Annotated in this window: 15 protein-coding genes and 1 pseudogene; 9 read left to right on the forward strand and 7 right to left on the reverse strand. The window is 70.2% G+C overall.

Annotation, left to right across the window (positions count from 1 at the left end; genetic code table 11):
* Positions 1-2: 2 nt before the first annotated feature.
* The 3 genes from WBA97_RS21100 to WBA97_RS21110 form a co-directional block, all read right to left on the reverse strand.
* Positions 3-359 (reverse strand): transcriptional regulator, encoded by a 357-nt coding sequence (locus WBA97_RS21100; protein ID WP_424232594.1) that lies wholly within the window; start codon positions 357-359, stop codon positions 3-5.
* 164 nt (positions 360-523) lie between these two features.
* Positions 524-955: a DUF1707 SHOCT-like domain-containing protein gene (locus tag WBA97_RS21105; protein WP_424232595.1), complete on the reverse strand. Its 432-nt coding sequence runs from the start codon at positions 953-955 to the stop codon at positions 524-526.
* 288 nt (positions 956-1,243) lie between these two features.
* Positions 1,244-3,004 carry an acetyl/propionyl/methylcrotonyl-CoA carboxylase subunit alpha gene (locus tag WBA97_RS21110; RefSeq protein WP_424232596.1) on the reverse strand — a complete coding sequence of 587 codons (1,761 nt, stop codon included), beginning with the start codon at positions 3,002-3,004 and terminating at the stop codon, positions 1,244-1,246.
* Between the two features lie 107 nt (positions 3,005-3,111).
* Here WBA97_RS21110 and WBA97_RS21115 point away from each other — a divergent pair, with 107 nt between their 5' ends.
* A complete protein-coding gene (locus tag WBA97_RS21115; RefSeq protein ID WP_424232597.1) occupies positions 3,112-3,813 on the forward strand; it encodes a hypothetical protein in 702 nt (233 codons plus the stop codon).
* Here the strand turns inward: WBA97_RS21115 and WBA97_RS21120 are convergent.
* On the reverse strand, positions 3,797-4,417 hold the full coding sequence (locus tag WBA97_RS21120; RefSeq protein WP_424232598.1) for a Maf family protein: 621 nt from the start codon (positions 4,415-4,417) through the stop codon (positions 3,797-3,799). The genes WBA97_RS21115 and WBA97_RS21120 overlap by 17 nt on opposite strands.
* Before the next feature lie 221 nt (positions 4,418-4,638).
* Positions 4,639-6,255, reverse strand: a complete 1,617-nt coding sequence (locus WBA97_RS21125; RefSeq protein ID WP_424232599.1) for a DHA2 family efflux MFS transporter permease subunit — start codon at positions 6,253-6,255, stop codon at positions 4,639-4,641.
* Between the two features lie 68 nt (positions 6,256-6,323).
* On the opposite strand from WBA97_RS21125, the gene WBA97_RS21130 reads away from it, so the two are divergent.
* Positions 6,324-6,599, forward strand: coding sequence for a hypothetical protein (locus WBA97_RS21130; protein WP_424232600.1), 276 nt, complete (start codon positions 6,324-6,326; stop codon positions 6,597-6,599).
* Positions 6,600-6,993: 394 nt separating this feature from the next.
* On the opposite strand, the gene WBA97_RS21135 is transcribed toward WBA97_RS21130, so the two are convergent.
* Together WBA97_RS21135 and WBA97_RS21140 are read right to left on the reverse strand one after the other, a co-directional pair.
* The gene (locus WBA97_RS21135) at positions 6,994-7,200 is read right to left on the reverse strand and encodes an acyl-CoA carboxylase subunit epsilon (RefSeq protein WP_424232601.1); all 207 of its coding nucleotides are present in this window, start codon (positions 7,198-7,200) and stop codon (positions 6,994-6,996) included.
* The gene (locus WBA97_RS21140) at positions 7,197-8,834 is read right to left on the reverse strand and encodes an acyl-CoA carboxylase subunit beta (RefSeq protein ID WP_424232602.1); all 1,638 of its coding nucleotides are present in this window, start codon (positions 8,832-8,834) and stop codon (positions 7,197-7,199) included. Before WBA97_RS21140 ends, WBA97_RS21135 begins: the two co-directional genes overlap by 4 nt.
* Positions 8,835-8,878: 44 nt before the next feature.
* Here WBA97_RS21140 and WBA97_RS21145 point away from each other — a divergent pair, with 44 nt between their 5' ends.
* From WBA97_RS21145 to WBA97_RS21175, 7 genes and pseudogenes are all read left to right on the forward strand, one after another.
* On the forward strand, positions 8,879-9,706 hold the full coding sequence (locus WBA97_RS21145; protein ID WP_424232603.1) for a biotin--[acetyl-CoA-carboxylase] ligase: 828 nt from the start codon (positions 8,879-8,881) through the stop codon (positions 9,704-9,706).
* A 94-nt stretch (positions 9,707-9,800) separates the two neighbouring features.
* Entirely contained in the window at positions 9,801-10,370 is a 570-nt protein-coding gene (locus tag WBA97_RS21150) for a PH domain-containing protein (protein WP_424232604.1), read from the forward strand.
* Positions 10,367-11,308 carry a hydroxymethylglutaryl-CoA lyase gene (locus tag WBA97_RS21155; protein ID WP_424232605.1) on the forward strand — a complete coding sequence of 314 codons (942 nt, stop codon included), beginning with the start codon at positions 10,367-10,369 and terminating at the stop codon, positions 11,306-11,308. The genes WBA97_RS21150 and WBA97_RS21155 overlap by 4 nt, the downstream gene beginning before the upstream one ends.
* A gap of 58 nt (positions 11,309-11,366) precedes the next feature.
* Positions 11,367-11,960 carry an adenosylcobinamide amidohydrolase gene (locus tag WBA97_RS21160; RefSeq protein ID WP_424232606.1) on the forward strand — a complete coding sequence of 198 codons (594 nt, stop codon included), beginning with the start codon at positions 11,367-11,369 and terminating at the stop codon, positions 11,958-11,960.
* An 81-nt stretch (positions 11,961-12,041) separates the two neighbouring features.
* Positions 12,042-12,491 (forward strand): YbaB/EbfC family nucleoid-associated protein, encoded by a 450-nt coding sequence (locus WBA97_RS21165; RefSeq protein ID WP_424232607.1) that lies wholly within the window; start codon positions 12,042-12,044, stop codon positions 12,489-12,491.
* Complete coding sequence (locus WBA97_RS21170; protein WP_424232608.1) at positions 12,472-12,792, forward strand: hypothetical protein; 321 nt, start codon at positions 12,472-12,474, stop codon at positions 12,790-12,792. Before WBA97_RS21165 ends, WBA97_RS21170 begins: the two co-directional genes overlap by 20 nt.
* Positions 12,793-13,850, forward strand: a pseudogene (locus WBA97_RS21175) (hypothetical protein); the annotation flags it as partial.

A 13,850-nucleotide genomic window follows, 5' to 3' on the forward strand; every position in this document is an offset into this window, starting at 1 on the left:
CCTCAGCCCTCGTTATTGCCGGCGCCGCGGACGTTCTCGCCGTCCGTCTTCTCGTACTGCTGAGCGGTCTTGTCCAGGTTCTGGATCGCCGCGTCCAGCTGCTCGCGGTAGGACCGCAGTGTGTCCACCGCTGACCGGTCCGACTCGACGGACCGGTCGTTGAAGAGAACGGTCGCGCCCTGGCTGACCGGGTCTTTCGCCCATGAGGTGACCCGCAACTCGGCCTCCGCCAGCTCGAGTTGCCGATCGACCCTGTCGAGCGCATCGGCGAACGCCGAACGCAGTCCTGGCACCGCGTCCGGGTCGACCTTGACGACGTCTTCGTTCTGGGTGCCCCCACCCCCGTGCTTACCTGGCACTCGGTTGCCCTCCCAACCCAGATCCCCTGTGGTCGATCAACCCTATCCAACACGGATGATCGGATTCGACGGTTCATCCGTAATTAGTCAGATCTTTTTCAGGAGTCTGGCAATCCGGTCGGCCTCCGGCAATCCGCCGATTGGCTCGCGACCTTCGGCGGGTGTCAGTAGCCGCGCCTGTGCCGCATCCTGCGCCGCTGGTCACGTCCCCGGCCTTGGCCCTGCCAGCGACCGTTCACAAAAAGAAAGAAGAACAGCAGGGGGAGGAAAAACCCGATCTTGAGCACGACCAAGACCGCGCCGACGGCGAGGATCGCCGCCACGGGGATCGCGACGGGAGCCAGTTTCTCGACGAACCCGCGCTCACGCGGCGCGACGGTGCCCTTCGGCCGGCCGAAGGCGGGCTTGGGTTCTGGCAGGTCCCCGAAGAGGTCGAGCAGCTCACCACGGGTCTTGGCGGTCGCGACCCGCGCGGACCGGTCCCCGTACTCGTCGATGTCCAGCCGGCCAGCGGTCATGTGCTCGCCAAGCTTCGCGAGGGCCTCCTCGCGCTCGGCGTCACTCACCCGGATGTCCGACGGCTCGAACTCGCTCACTCCTCGATCGTACGTCTGTAATCGAGTAATCAGCCGTGACGATTGCCGTGACCTGAGGGTCCTCTCAGCCAACCGGCCGGTGCCCAACCCCAACCGTGCCCAACCCCCACCCTGTCCCGGGGGCATCCCGCCTTGCCAGTCTACCGGGGTATACCGACAGTTCAGGGGGTTGACGGCCTACTTGTGGACAACTGGTGCGGCTGTGGACAACTCGGTGTTCGCGGGCCCGGCCTGTCGGTCCTCGTCGGTACGCTGGTGTTCGGGGGGCCGAGGGCCGCAGTCCGTCCGTCAGTCCGTCAGCTCGCAGAGCACGCTGCCCTGCGTGACCGTCTCGCCCGTCGACACGGACAGGCCCGTCACCGTGCCTGCCTTGTGGGCGGTGACCGGGTTTTCCATCTTCATGGCCTCCAGCACCACGATCAGGTCGCCGGACTCGACGGTCTGGCCGTCCTCGACCGCGATCTTCACGATCGTGCCCTGCATCGGTGCCGCCACCGAGTCCCCTGAGGCCGCCGCGGTCTTCGCGCCCGCGCGCTTGCGGGGCTTCGCGGCCTTCTGGCCCGCTGCCGCGGTGGTGGTGGCGAAACCTTCCGGCAGGGACACCTCGAGGCGGCGGCCGCCGACCTCGACCACCACCGTCTGCCGCTCACCCTGCTCCGGCAGCTCCTCGGTGGCCACGAACGGTTCGATCCTGTTGTCGAACTCCGTCTCGATCCAGCGGGTGTGCACCGAGAACGACTTCCCGTCACCCACGTACGCCGGGTCGCGGACGATCACCCGGTGGAACGGCAGCACCGTCGCCATGCCCTCGACGACCATCTCGTCCAGTGCGCGCCGCGACCGCTCCAGGGCCTCGTCGCGGGTCGCGCCCGTCACGATCACCTTCGCCAGCAGCGAGTCGAACTGGCCGCCGATCACCGTCCCGGACTCCACGCCGGTGTCCACCCGCACCCCGGGGCCGTCCGGCGGCACGAACCTGGTCACCACGCCCGGCGCGGGCAGGAAGTTGCGGCCCGCGTCCTCGCCGTTGATGCGGAACTCGATGGAGTGGCCGCGCGGCTCGGGATCCTCGGTGAACCGCAGCTTCTCGCCCGCCGCGATGCGGAACTGCTCACGCACCAGGTCGACCCCGGCGGTCTCCTCGGACACCGGGTGCTCGACCTGCAGGCGGGTGTTGACCTCCAGGAACGAGATCGTGCCGTCCTTGCCGACCAGATACTCGACCGTGCCCGCCCCGGAGTAGCCCGCTTCCCGGCAGATCGCCTTCGCCGACGAGTGGATCTCCGCCCGCTGGGCGTCGGTGAGGAACGGGGCAGGCGCCTCCTCCACCAGCTTCTGGTGCCGCCGCTGCAACGAGCAGTCCCGGGTGCCGACCACGACCACGTTGCCGTGCTGGTCGGCGATGACCTGCGCCTCGACGTGCCGTGGCTGGTCGAGGTAGCGCTCAACGAAACACTCGCCACGCCCGAACGCCGCGACCGCCTCCCGCACCGCCGAGTCGAACAGCTCGGGGATCTCCTCCAGCGTCCGCGCCACCTTCAACCCGCGCCCGCCGCCGCCGAACGCGGCCTTGATCGCCACCGGCAGCCCGTGTTCCTCGGCGAACGCCACGATCTCCTCCGGCCCGCCGACCGGCTCCTTCGTGCCCGGCACCAGCGGCGCGCCCGCCCTGGTCGCGATGTGCCGGGCGGTCACCTTGTCACCGAGGTCGCGGATGGCCTGCGGAGCCGGGCCGATCCAGGTCAGACCCGCGTCGATCACGGCCTGTGCGAACTCCGCGTTCTCCGACAGGAACCCGTAGCCGGGATGCACCGCGTCCGCGCCGGACCGGGCGGCCACGTCCAGCAGCTTGTCGATGTTCAGGTAGCTGTCGGCCGCCGTCGCGCCCCCGAGGGCGAACGCCTCGTCCGCCAACCGGACGAACATCGCGTCCCGGTCGGGGTCGGCGTACACCGCAACACTCGGCAGGTCAGCATCCCTGCACGCGCGGATGACTCGGACGGCGATCTCACCGCGGTTGGCGATCAGGATCTTGCTGAGCTGGGGCACGCCCTTACTCCCTCATCGACGAGGCGGCACACTTGTTACTGGTGGGGGAGTTTACGGACCTTGTGCGGGCATGGGGCGAGAGCAAGGTCACGAGGGTGAGGTGACGGGTGACACGCTCGGACAAGCCGTGGGCTGTGGTCGTCACCATCGTGGTGTGCGCGCTGGTCGCGGTCGGCGCGGTGGTCACGGCCGGTGTTGTGCGGCACGGGCGGGAGAGTTCGGCCGCCCCGCGCGAGACCACGACACCGACGACGACCTCGTCGGGGGTGGGCGCCGACGGGTGTCTGGCCAGGCCGTGCGTGGTGCACGGGCCGGTCGTGATCGGCGACACCAAGGTGCAGCTGGTGGCGGACGCGGAAGGGCGGTCCGGCCGATTACAGATCGGTGGCGGTGGCGCGAGCTATGTGATCGAGGTGACCATCACCCGGCACGGCGCGGTACTCGGGCCCGACGCGCTGCAGTGCTCGGGCGGCCCGCTGTCCGCCTGTGTGGTGCGCGGCCCCAACGCGGACGGGATGCTTGGTCAGGTCGTGGTCGGCCGGTCCGAGAAGTGGGCCTCGGTGGACAGGCCGTTCGCGTCCGGCGCGGGGTTCGTCGCGGTCCAGGACATCTCCGGGCTGCAGATCGGGCCGGAGGTGCTCGTCGCACAGCACCGGTGCGACCCCGCGACGACGACGGACTGCTCCGGCACCCCGGTCTATGTGCAGGTCTTCACGATGAAGAGCGAACTGCTCGGCTGTACCCGCAACTACGCGCGGCTCGAGTCGATCCCTGTGGACCTGTCCCAGACGCTCAGGGCCTGCCCGTAGCCCACAGGTCGACCACCCGCACACCCACCTCGCCAAGGAGCCTGCGGGTCAGCGGCAGGCTGATGCCGATCACGCTGGACGGGTCGCCGTCGACGCCGTCGACGAACCAGCCGCCGAACCCGTCGAGTGTGAACCCACCCGCGACCGACAGTGGCTCTCCTGTCCCGATGTACGCCTCGATCTCGTCCTCGGCAGGCGAACCGAACCGGATCGTGGTGGCGACGGTGCCCGTGGCGACCGCGTCGACCACGCCGTCGCGGACGCGCAGCACGGCGTGGCCGGTCATCAGCCTGCCCTCGCCGCCCGCCATGCGCTTCCACCGCTCACGGGCGCGTTCTGGCGTGCCCGGTTTGCCGACCAGCTCGCCGTCGTGGGACAGCATCGAGTCGCAGCCGATGATCACCGCGTCGGTGTGCCCCTGCGCGACCTCGCGGGCCTTGGCCTCGGCGAGGGTGACGACCACGTGTTCGTGCGGCGCGTCCGGTGGCAGTGCGGCGGCGATGGCGTCTTCGTCGACCCCGGAGACCTGGACGACGGGTTCGATGCCCGCGGCACGCAGGACCATCAGGCGGGCGGGCGACTGGGATGCGAGAACGAACTGCACGCCGGGAACACTAGTGTTCCGAACCGGGAATGCGGTGCGTGAGTCGGTGGATCCAGGTTTCTGCTGGCAAGGCGCCGATCCTCTCTCGTACCGGGTTGTATTTGGGTGGATCGGCAACGCCGCCAGAAGGAAGCTGGGCCGCCGAATTACGTGCCAGATTTCCGGTTCGGGACACTAGGGCGCGTGCTCACCAACGGAACCTCAGGGGAACGTGATGGTGCTCAGGCACCATCCGCCCGCTGCCCGGACTGTGGCTGGGCCGGGATCGGCACTTCCGGGTTCCTGCGCGGCGGTCTGATGCCCGTCGCGGCCACGATGCCCAGCAGCAGCACCGCGATCGGCAGCATCAGGCTCGCCTTCGTGGCGACCGTGAAGCCGTCGTGGAACACGCCGGTGACGATGCGGCGCACGATGTCGGCCACGGCCGGGTCCAGGTCGTCGGGCACGGGCGGGCGTGACGAGTCGAACTGGCTCGCCGTGTTCGCGGCCTCGGTGATCCGGTCGACGAACTCCTCCCGGTACCGCACGGGCAGTCGTTCCGAGTACCGGCGGGCCGCGTCCGGCACGGCGAACGCCACCCCGAGCTGCAACACCAGGCCGGTCGCCGCGCTGCCCAGCACGCCGCCGACCTGGCGTGCCGTGTTGAACACACCGGACGCGGCGCCGGCCAGCTCTGGCGGCATGCCCGTGGTCGCGACGGTCGTCAGCGGCGAGAACACGAAACCGATGCCGAGGCCCGCGAGCGCGAGACCGGGGATGAGCGTGGCCGGGTCGGTGTCCGGTGCCGCCTGGTAGACGAGGGCGCCGACGGCCACGGCGAGCGTGCCGAACCCCGCGATGATCAGGTTGCGGGCGCCGATGCGGTGCCACAGCGCGCCGGACAGCCCGGCAGCGCATGCCGCGGTCAGCGCCATGGGCAGGGCGAGCGCGCTGGACTCGAGCGCGGTCAGGCCGAGGACCGTCTGCAGGAAGAGGACGAGCGGCAGGAACATGCCGGTCATCGCGAACCCCATGGCCGCGTGCGCGAGGTTGGCGTAGGTGAACGTCGAGTTGCGGAACAGCTCGTTGGGCACCAGCGGTTCGCGGGTGCGGACCGTGACCTGCCGGTAGACGAACGCGGCGAGCAGCGCCACACCCGCGATGAGGATGTGGACGATCGTGACCGGGCCCGCGACCGTGCCCCAGTGGTAGTGCTGGGCATTCTGCACGCCGTACACCAGCGCGAGGAGCCCGGCCGCGCACAGCAATGTGCCGATCGGGTCGAAGCGCAGCCCTCGGCGCGGCTGCCAGTTCGGCAGGGCGACCAGCGCGATCACCAGGCTCACCACGCCGATCGGCAGGTTGATCAGGAAGATCCACTGCCAGCCGACGTGCTCGACCAGCAGGCCGCCGAGCACGGGACCCGCGAGCGTCGCGACACCGGCGACCGCGCCCCACACGGAGATCGGGACACCGCGCTTCTCCGGCGGGAACAGGCGGGTGATGAACGACAGCGTCTGCGGTGTCATGAGCGCCGCGCCGAGGCCCTGTAGCGCGCGGGCGGCGATCAGCTCGCCTGCGGAGGAGGCGAGCCCGCTCCACGCCGACGCGACGGTGAACGCGACCAGCCCGGCGACGAGGACGTTCTTCGGGCCGAACCGATCACCGAGCCGGCCCGTGATGAGGAGCGGGACCGTGTTCGCGAGGAGGTAGACGCTGTTGACCCAGACGATCTCGTTCAGGTTCGCGTTCAGGTCGGTGAGCATCGTGGGGATCGCGACGGTGACGATCGTCGAGTCGAGCATGATCATGAAGAAGCACGCGCAGAGAGCCCACATGGCGGTCCAGGGGCTTCTCATGCGATGCAGTGTGTCAGTTCGGGATCAGTGGCTTGTCGGGGATCATCACCGGCGGTGAGGATAGGGGTATGCGGCACCTCGATCGCGCTGCGCAGCTGCCAGTCAGCGCCAGCGGGAACCGGTTGTGCCGCCACCGCGCACCTGGCGGATGCACCGTGTGGTGCTCGTACAAGCTGTTCGCCAAGGCCATCACCTGCGCGATCGTGGTGCTGAGCCTCATCTGCGGCGGCATCTGGCTGGCCGGCGAACAACAACGCGTCCGCGAGGTCCTCTACAGCATCGCGGTCTACCTAACACTGATCGTCCCAGGCGTCATCTGGACCAACACCCAAGACCACAACTAACCCCCCACCCCCACCAAACCCCGCGAGTCCACGGTTCAGAACCCGCGAGTCCACGGTTCGGAACCCGCGAGTCGGGCGTTCGGGACCCGCGAGTCTTCGGTTCCGAACCCGTGAGTTGGCGATTCGGAATAACAGAGTCGGCGTTCGGGCCACATCGAACCGCCAACTCGGAGGTCCTGAACCCCCGACTCGCGAGTCCTGAACCCCCGACTCGCGAGTCCTGAACCCCCGACTCGCGGGTTCTGAACGCCCGACTCGCGGGTTCTGAACGCCCGACTCGCGGGTTCTGAACGCCCGACTCGCGGGTTCTGAACGCCCGACTCGCGGGTTCTGAACGCCCGACTCGCGGGTTCTGAAGCGTGGACTCGCGGGGTTTGGTGGGGGTGGGGGTGTGTTAGTGGGGGAAGGCTGAGGTTTGCCAGGCGGTTGGGCCGTGGGGTAGTGGGTGGCGAAGCAGTGCTTGGCGGTTTGACCACGCCGACCGGGGGGGAGGGGCCGGTTGCTCTGGCGCGTTCAGTGAGGTGACGACCGCTATCAGTGCGGCCAGTTCTTCGTCTGTTGGGTTGCCCTGGATTACGCGTAGGTGGGGGCGGTCGTTCATAGGGGGATGTTTCCGTGCTTCTTGGGGGGGAGGGTCTCGCGCTTGTCACGGAGCAGGCGTAGTGCGCGGGCCACGTGGCCTCGGGTGTGTGATGGGGGGATCACCGCGTCCACATAGCCGCGTTCCGCCGCCTGGTACGGGTTGCACAGCGTGTCCTCGTACTCCTGCTGCAGCCGGGACCGCAGTGCGTCGACGTCCTCGCCGGAGTCGGCCGCGTTCGCGAGGGTCTTGCGGTGGACGATGTTCGCCGCGCCCTGGGCACCCATCACGGCGATCTGGGCGGTCGGCCACGCCAGGTTCATGTCGGCGCCGAGGTGCTTGGAGCCCATCACGTCGTACGCGCCGCCGTACGCCTTGCGCGTGATCACCGTGACCTTGGGCACCGTGGCCTCCGCGTACGCGTAGATCAGCTTCGCGCCGCGCCGGATGATGCCGTTCCACTCCTGGTCGGTGCCCGGCAGGAAGCCCGGCACGTCCACGAACGTCAGCACCGGCACGTTGAACGCGTCGCAGGTCCGCACGAACCGGGCCGCCTTCTCCGACGCGTCGATGTCCAGGCAGCCGGCGAACTGGGTCGGCTGGTTCGCCACGATCCCGACCGCGTGGCCCTCGACCCGGCCGAAGCCGCACAGGATGTTCGGCGCGAACATCGGCTGCACCTCGAGGAACTCGCCGTCGTCGAGCATGCGGGTGATGACCTCGTGCATGTCGTACGGCTGGTTCGGCGAGTCCGGGATGAGCGTGTCCAGTTCGAGGTCGGACTCGGAGACGTTCGCCGCGACCGAGCCCTCCTCGGCGAACCCGGGGTACACCGGCGGGTCGGACATGTTGTTCGACGGCAGGAACGACAGCAGTTCCTTGACGTAGGCGATCGCGTCGTCCTCGTCGGCGCCCATGTAGTGCGCGTTGCCCGACTTGGTGTTGTGGGTCCGCGCGCCGCCAAGCTCCTCGAACCCGACGTCCTCGCCGGTCACCGTCTTGATCACGTCCGGGCCGGTGATGAACATGTGCGAGGTCTTGTCGACCATCACGACGAAGTCGGTCAGCGCGGGCGAGTACACGTGGCCGCCCGCGTTCGCGCCCATGATCAGCGAGATCTGCGGGACCACACCGGAGGCGCGGGTGTTGCGGATGAAGATCTCGCCGTAGAGGCCGAGCGACACGACCCCCTCCTGGATGCGCGCGCCGCCGCCCTCGTTGATGCCGATGATCGGGCGCCCCGTCTTGATCGCCAGGTCCATGACCTTGACGATCTTCTCGCCGTACACCTCGCCGAGCGCGCCGCCGAACACGGTCACGTCCTGGCTGAACACGCACACGGGACGGCCGTCGATGGTGCCGTGCCCGGTCACCACACCGTCGCCGTACGGCCGGTTGCGCTCCAGCCCGAAGTTGGTGGAGCGGTGCCGCGCCAGCTCGTCGAGCTCCACGAACGAGCCTGGGTCGAGCAGCGCGTCGATGCGCTCGCGGGCGGTCTGCTTGCCCTTCGCGTGCTGCTTCGCCACCGCGCGTTCCGACCCGGCGTGCACCGCCTCGTCGCTGCGGAGGTACAGGTCAGCAAGCTTGCCGGCGGTCGTGTGGATGTCGGGTTCGCCGGTCGGCACCTGCCCTAGCGGCTCGGTCGCACTGCTCATGCTCGGGAGCCTAGTCACGGTTCACGCCCGGTAAGTTCATCGATGTGACCGAGAACAAGTTGGACGTGCTGGTCCTCCGTGAGCAACTCGTCGCGCCGAACGGCCCCTACGTGGCACTGGACGTGGTGGACTCGACCGGGTCGACCAACGCCGACCTGCTCGCCGCGGCCGCCGACGGTGCCGCGGACCGGACCGTGCTGGTCGCGGGGGAGCAGACGGCAGGCCGCGGCCGCCGGGACCGCACCTGGGTGTCGCCGTCCGGTTCCGGTGTCTACCTGTCTGTTCTGGTCCGGCCCTCGGCCGTGCCCGCCGAACGGCTCGGCACGCTCGGCATGGTCGCCGGGCTCGCGCTCATGCACGCCGCGACCGAGACCGCGGGCATCGACGCGGTGCTCAAGTGGCCCAACGACCTGCTCGCCGGCCCGGAACGGGCGAAGGTCGCCGGGGTGCTGTCCGAGACCGTGCCCGACGCCGCGGGCCAGGCCGTCGTGGTCGGGGTCGGGTTCAACGTGACCGCGCTGCCCGAGGGCACCGAGCCGGCGCCGGGCGGGCTGGCGCCGGGGTCGTTCGCGGACGCGGGCGCGAAGGTCACCGACCGGACCGAGCTGGCCGCGAGCTTCCTGCGCGCGTTCGTTGAGATGGAGGCCGTGTGGCGGTCGAACGACGGTGACGTCGAGCGATCCGGTGTGCTCACGGGCTACCGCGAGGCGTGCGGGTCGATCGGTCAGCGGGTGCGTGCCGAGCTGCCGGACGGGGCGCTGACCGGGGTCGCGGTCGACGTCGATCCCTTCGGGAGGCTGCTGCTCAAACTGGACGACGGGACACCCAAGGCCGTGAGCGCGGGGGACGTCGTGCACCTGAAGGCAGACTGACGAACATTCTTGCGGGTCAGCCCACGAACTGTCGGTCCACCTCGGTACGGTTGTGCGACACGATCGCTGAGGCGGTTTATTTCGGGAGGACGCCGTGGCATACCCAGAGGATCTGCTCAGCGATGGCGAGAGCGTCATCCTCCACAAACACTCGCACTGGAAGATGCTCCTCCTGCCCTACGTCGTGCTGCTCGTGGTGCTCGGTGTCGGCAGCTGGCTCGCGGTCCTCGTCTCGGACACCACGTGGAGCACGACCGGCTTCATCGCGATCGGCGCGGTCGCGCTGATCCTGCTGGTGTGGCTGTTCTTCATCCCCTTCATCCGCTGGCGCACCACGCACTTCGTGGTCACGACCGACCGGGTGATGGCGAAGGAGGGCGTCATCAAGACGACCGGCATCACGATCCCGATGAACAGCATCAACAGCGTCCGGTTCGAGCACGGCCTCGTCGACCGGATCTTCGGCTGCGGCACGCTGATCATCGAGTCCGCCTCGCAGGAGCCGCTGGAGTTCGACGACATCCCGTCGGTCGAGCGGGTGCACACCCTGCTCTACCGCGAGATCAACGACAACCCGAACGACGACTTCGGGGCGCAGGACCTCCAGCAGGCCGCGCCGCAGACCCAGCCGTACCCGCCGCAGGGTGACCGGCGCCGCCGGTGACCGCTCGCGACCTCGGGCTGCCGACCCGGGTGCCAGCACCCGGGTTGCCGGAGCGCGTCACGATCTGGGAGGTCGGGCCGCGTGACGGGCTGCAGAACGAGGACGCGGTCGTCCCGGTCGAGGTGAAGCTCGAGTTCATCGGCAGGCTCGCCGACGCCGGGCTGACCACGGTCGAGGCGACCAGCTTCGTGCACCCCAAGTGGGTGCCGCAGCTGGCCGACGCCGAGGAGCTGCTTGCCGGGCTGGCACAACGTGATGGTGTGCGGTATCCGGTGCTGGTCCCGAACGAGCGGGGGCTCGACCGCGCGCTCGCCGCGGGGGTCCGGCACATCGCGATCTTCGCCAGTGCCACGGAGACGTTCGCGAGCCGCAACCTGAACCGCACGCTCGACTCGCAGATGGCGATGTTCGAGCCGGTCGTGAGCCGGGCCGTGGCCGAGGGACTCGACGTCCGCGGTTACGTGTCCATGTGCTGGGGCGATCCGTGGGAGGGCGCGGTCGACCCGGCCTCGGTGGTGTCGGTCGGGCGGCGGCTGCTCGACATGGGCTGCGCACAGCTCTCCCTCGGCGACACGATCGGTGTCGCCACCTCGGGTCACGTCGCCGCGCTGATCAACGCCTTCACCGACGCGGGCACGCCGGTCGGCGCGCTGGCCGTGCACTTCCACGACACCTACGGGCAGGCGCTCGCCAACACGGTCGAGGCGCTGCGGCACGGGGTGACCACGGTGGACTCGTCGGCCGGTGGTCTCGGCGGCTGCCCGTACGCGGAGTCCGCCACCGGCAATCTCGCCACCGAGGATCTCGTGTGGTGCCTCGACGGCCTCGGCGTCGACACCGGCGCTGACCTCGACAAGCTCGCCGACACGAGCGCCTGGATGGCCACGAAGCTGGGGCGGCCGAGCCCGTCGCGGGTGGTCAGAGCGTTGCGGGGCTGACGGTGCGGCTCGTCGGCCTGAGCGGGGACACCTCCCTCATCGAACGCCGGGACCTGACGTGATCACCGAGGTGGGTGGCGCGCCGGTGTACGTGTGGCGGGCGTCCTCGCCGTGGCTCGCGGTGTCGTCCGGCGTGCTGGGCGGCGGGTTCGGCGAGCGGCGCTGGGTGGTCAACGCGACCGTGTCCAACACCTACGACCGCCTCGACCCGGACCGCCACCTCGCCGAGATCGCCGGCGCGCTCGGCCTGGCGGGCGAGGGCATCGGGTTGCTGACCGCCGTCGACGTGCACGAGGTCGTGCACCGCGAGGACAGCGGGGTGCGGGTCGCGGTCACCACCGGTATCGGCGCGCACCCGACGTGGGCGGCCGGTCCGGCCACCGTGCCGGCGCCGGTCGGCACGATCAACTCGATCTGCTGGCTGCCGGTGCGGCTCACGGAGTCGGCGCTGGTCAACGCGGTCGCGACGGTCGCGGAGGCCAAGGCGCAGGCGCTGTTCGAGTCGGGCGTGCCCGGCACCGGCACTCCGACCGACTCCGTCGCCGTGCTGTGCCCGCCGTCCGGGCCCGCCGAATCCTTCGGTGGTCCCCGATCGGTGGTTGGTGGCGCACTCGCCCGCGCGGTGCACGGTGCGATCCGCGCGCGTCTGTGAAACTCGGGGGAACCGTCCGATCGCGCCCCGCGTCCAACGCGAGACCGAGACCAATGCCGTCCCCCAGCGGAGGTGGCCGTGGTGGCTGACCACAGAGCCCAGGTCGTGGACCTGCTGGCCGGCTATCGGCGCAGCCGGGAGCAGCTAGGGGCCGTGCAGCGCTCCCTCGCGACCGTGCGTGAGACGGTCACCAGCGAGGGCGGCCTCGTGGCTGTGACCGTGTCCGCGTCGGGCACCATCGTCGACCTCGCGATCAACGACGACGCCTATCGCGTGCTGCGGCCCGCCGCCCTGGCCGAGCTGATCGTCCGCACCACCGCCGAGGCCACCGCACGGGTGACCCGCAAGGCGAGCGAGGTGCTCGCCCCCGTGGTGCCCTCGGACACGGACCCCGCCGCGCTGCTGCGGGGCACCGCCGACCTGTCGGCCGACGAGCTGACACCGGCACCGGCCGCGGACTTCTCGGACGAGACGTTCGAGGACAAGTCCTGGATGCAGTCTGGGGGCGCACGTGACGCACGACGGGTATGACGTCGATGCCGGGCGGCTGGCCGAGCAGGCCAGTCAGTTCGAGCCGCTGAGCAGCAGGGTCGCCGCCATCCACCGCGGCCTCGCCGACGCGCTGTCCACCGACGGCGCCTGCTGGGGCACCGACCAGGTGGGGCAGAGCTTCTCGGCGGTGCACGCCGAGCCCTCGGACGACGTCGTCGCCCGCCTGTCGTCGCTGTCCGAGCGGCTCGGCTCGGTCGGGACCCGCCTGTCGGACACGGCGAGCACCTACAGCGCGGGCGAAGACGACGCGGTCGACCGAGTCAAGGCCGCGGAGCAGTAGATGGGTATCGAGCTGCCACCTGAGCTGGCGGACGTCGCCGCGCGGACGGGTGTCGTCTGGCCGGAGGCCGACGAGGAGGCCATGGCCAGGCAGGCCCAGGCCTTCCGCGACACGGCGACGACCATGGCCACGCTGGCGACGGACGCCGACACCACGGCCCGCTCGGCCCTGTCGGCGGTGACCGGCGACGCGGGTGACGCCGCGTCGAGGGAGTGGAAGACCTTCGTCGACGCGGACTCCGGCCACCTCACGTCCGTGATCCGCGACGCCAACGCCGCCGCCGACCGGCTGGAGCACGCGGCAGGCCAGGTCGGCACGGCGAAGGTGGAGATCGTCCGCAACCTGGTGAGCCTCGCCCAGAACTCCGACGCCGCCCATGCCGCCGCGTCGGCCGGTCATCCGCTGGCGCTGGCCGGGTTGGACACCGCGGTGCGCGGCACGGCGACGAACGTGGCGCACATCGAGTCGCAGCTGGTCAGTGCCGTGCAGCCGGGGTCCGGTGTGGACATGGCCGGTGTGCAGAACCCGGTGAACGCGAACCCCGGCCACCACCTGCTGGCCGGCGCGACCGCGGCGGCGACGGACGTCACGATGACGGTGGCGGACACCGTGACCGGCACGGTGACGGACACGGTGACGAACACGGTCACGGACACCGTCGACCACGCGGCCAACCTTCCGGCGGCGGCCGCGCAGACGGCGTCGGACGTGGTCCGGCCGGGCGCGGGCCTGGTCGGCGACGCGGTCGAGGCCGTGCGCCCCGTTCCTGGCCACCTGTTGCCCGGCGAGCCCGGCAACCTGCTGCCCGGGTTGCCCGGCCATCCAGGTGACCTGGTGCCGGACCATCCTCGCCCCGGTGACCTGGTGCCCGCCGATCCGGACGTCACGGGCCCGGTCCCGATCGGTGCCATCGACGACCTCCCCACGCCGCCGACGGGTCAGACCGTGCAGGCGGGGTTCGCGGGCGGCCTTGAACCGGCGGCGGCACCGCAGCCGAACCTCCCACCCTCGGCGGCGGCCCCGCCACTGGCGAACCCGGCCCCACCACCGGCCTACCC

The sequence above is a fragment of the Actinophytocola sp. genome (assembly GCF_049647105.1).
Classification (GTDB): domain Bacteria; phylum Actinomycetota; class Actinomycetes; order Mycobacteriales; family Pseudonocardiaceae; genus Actinophytocola.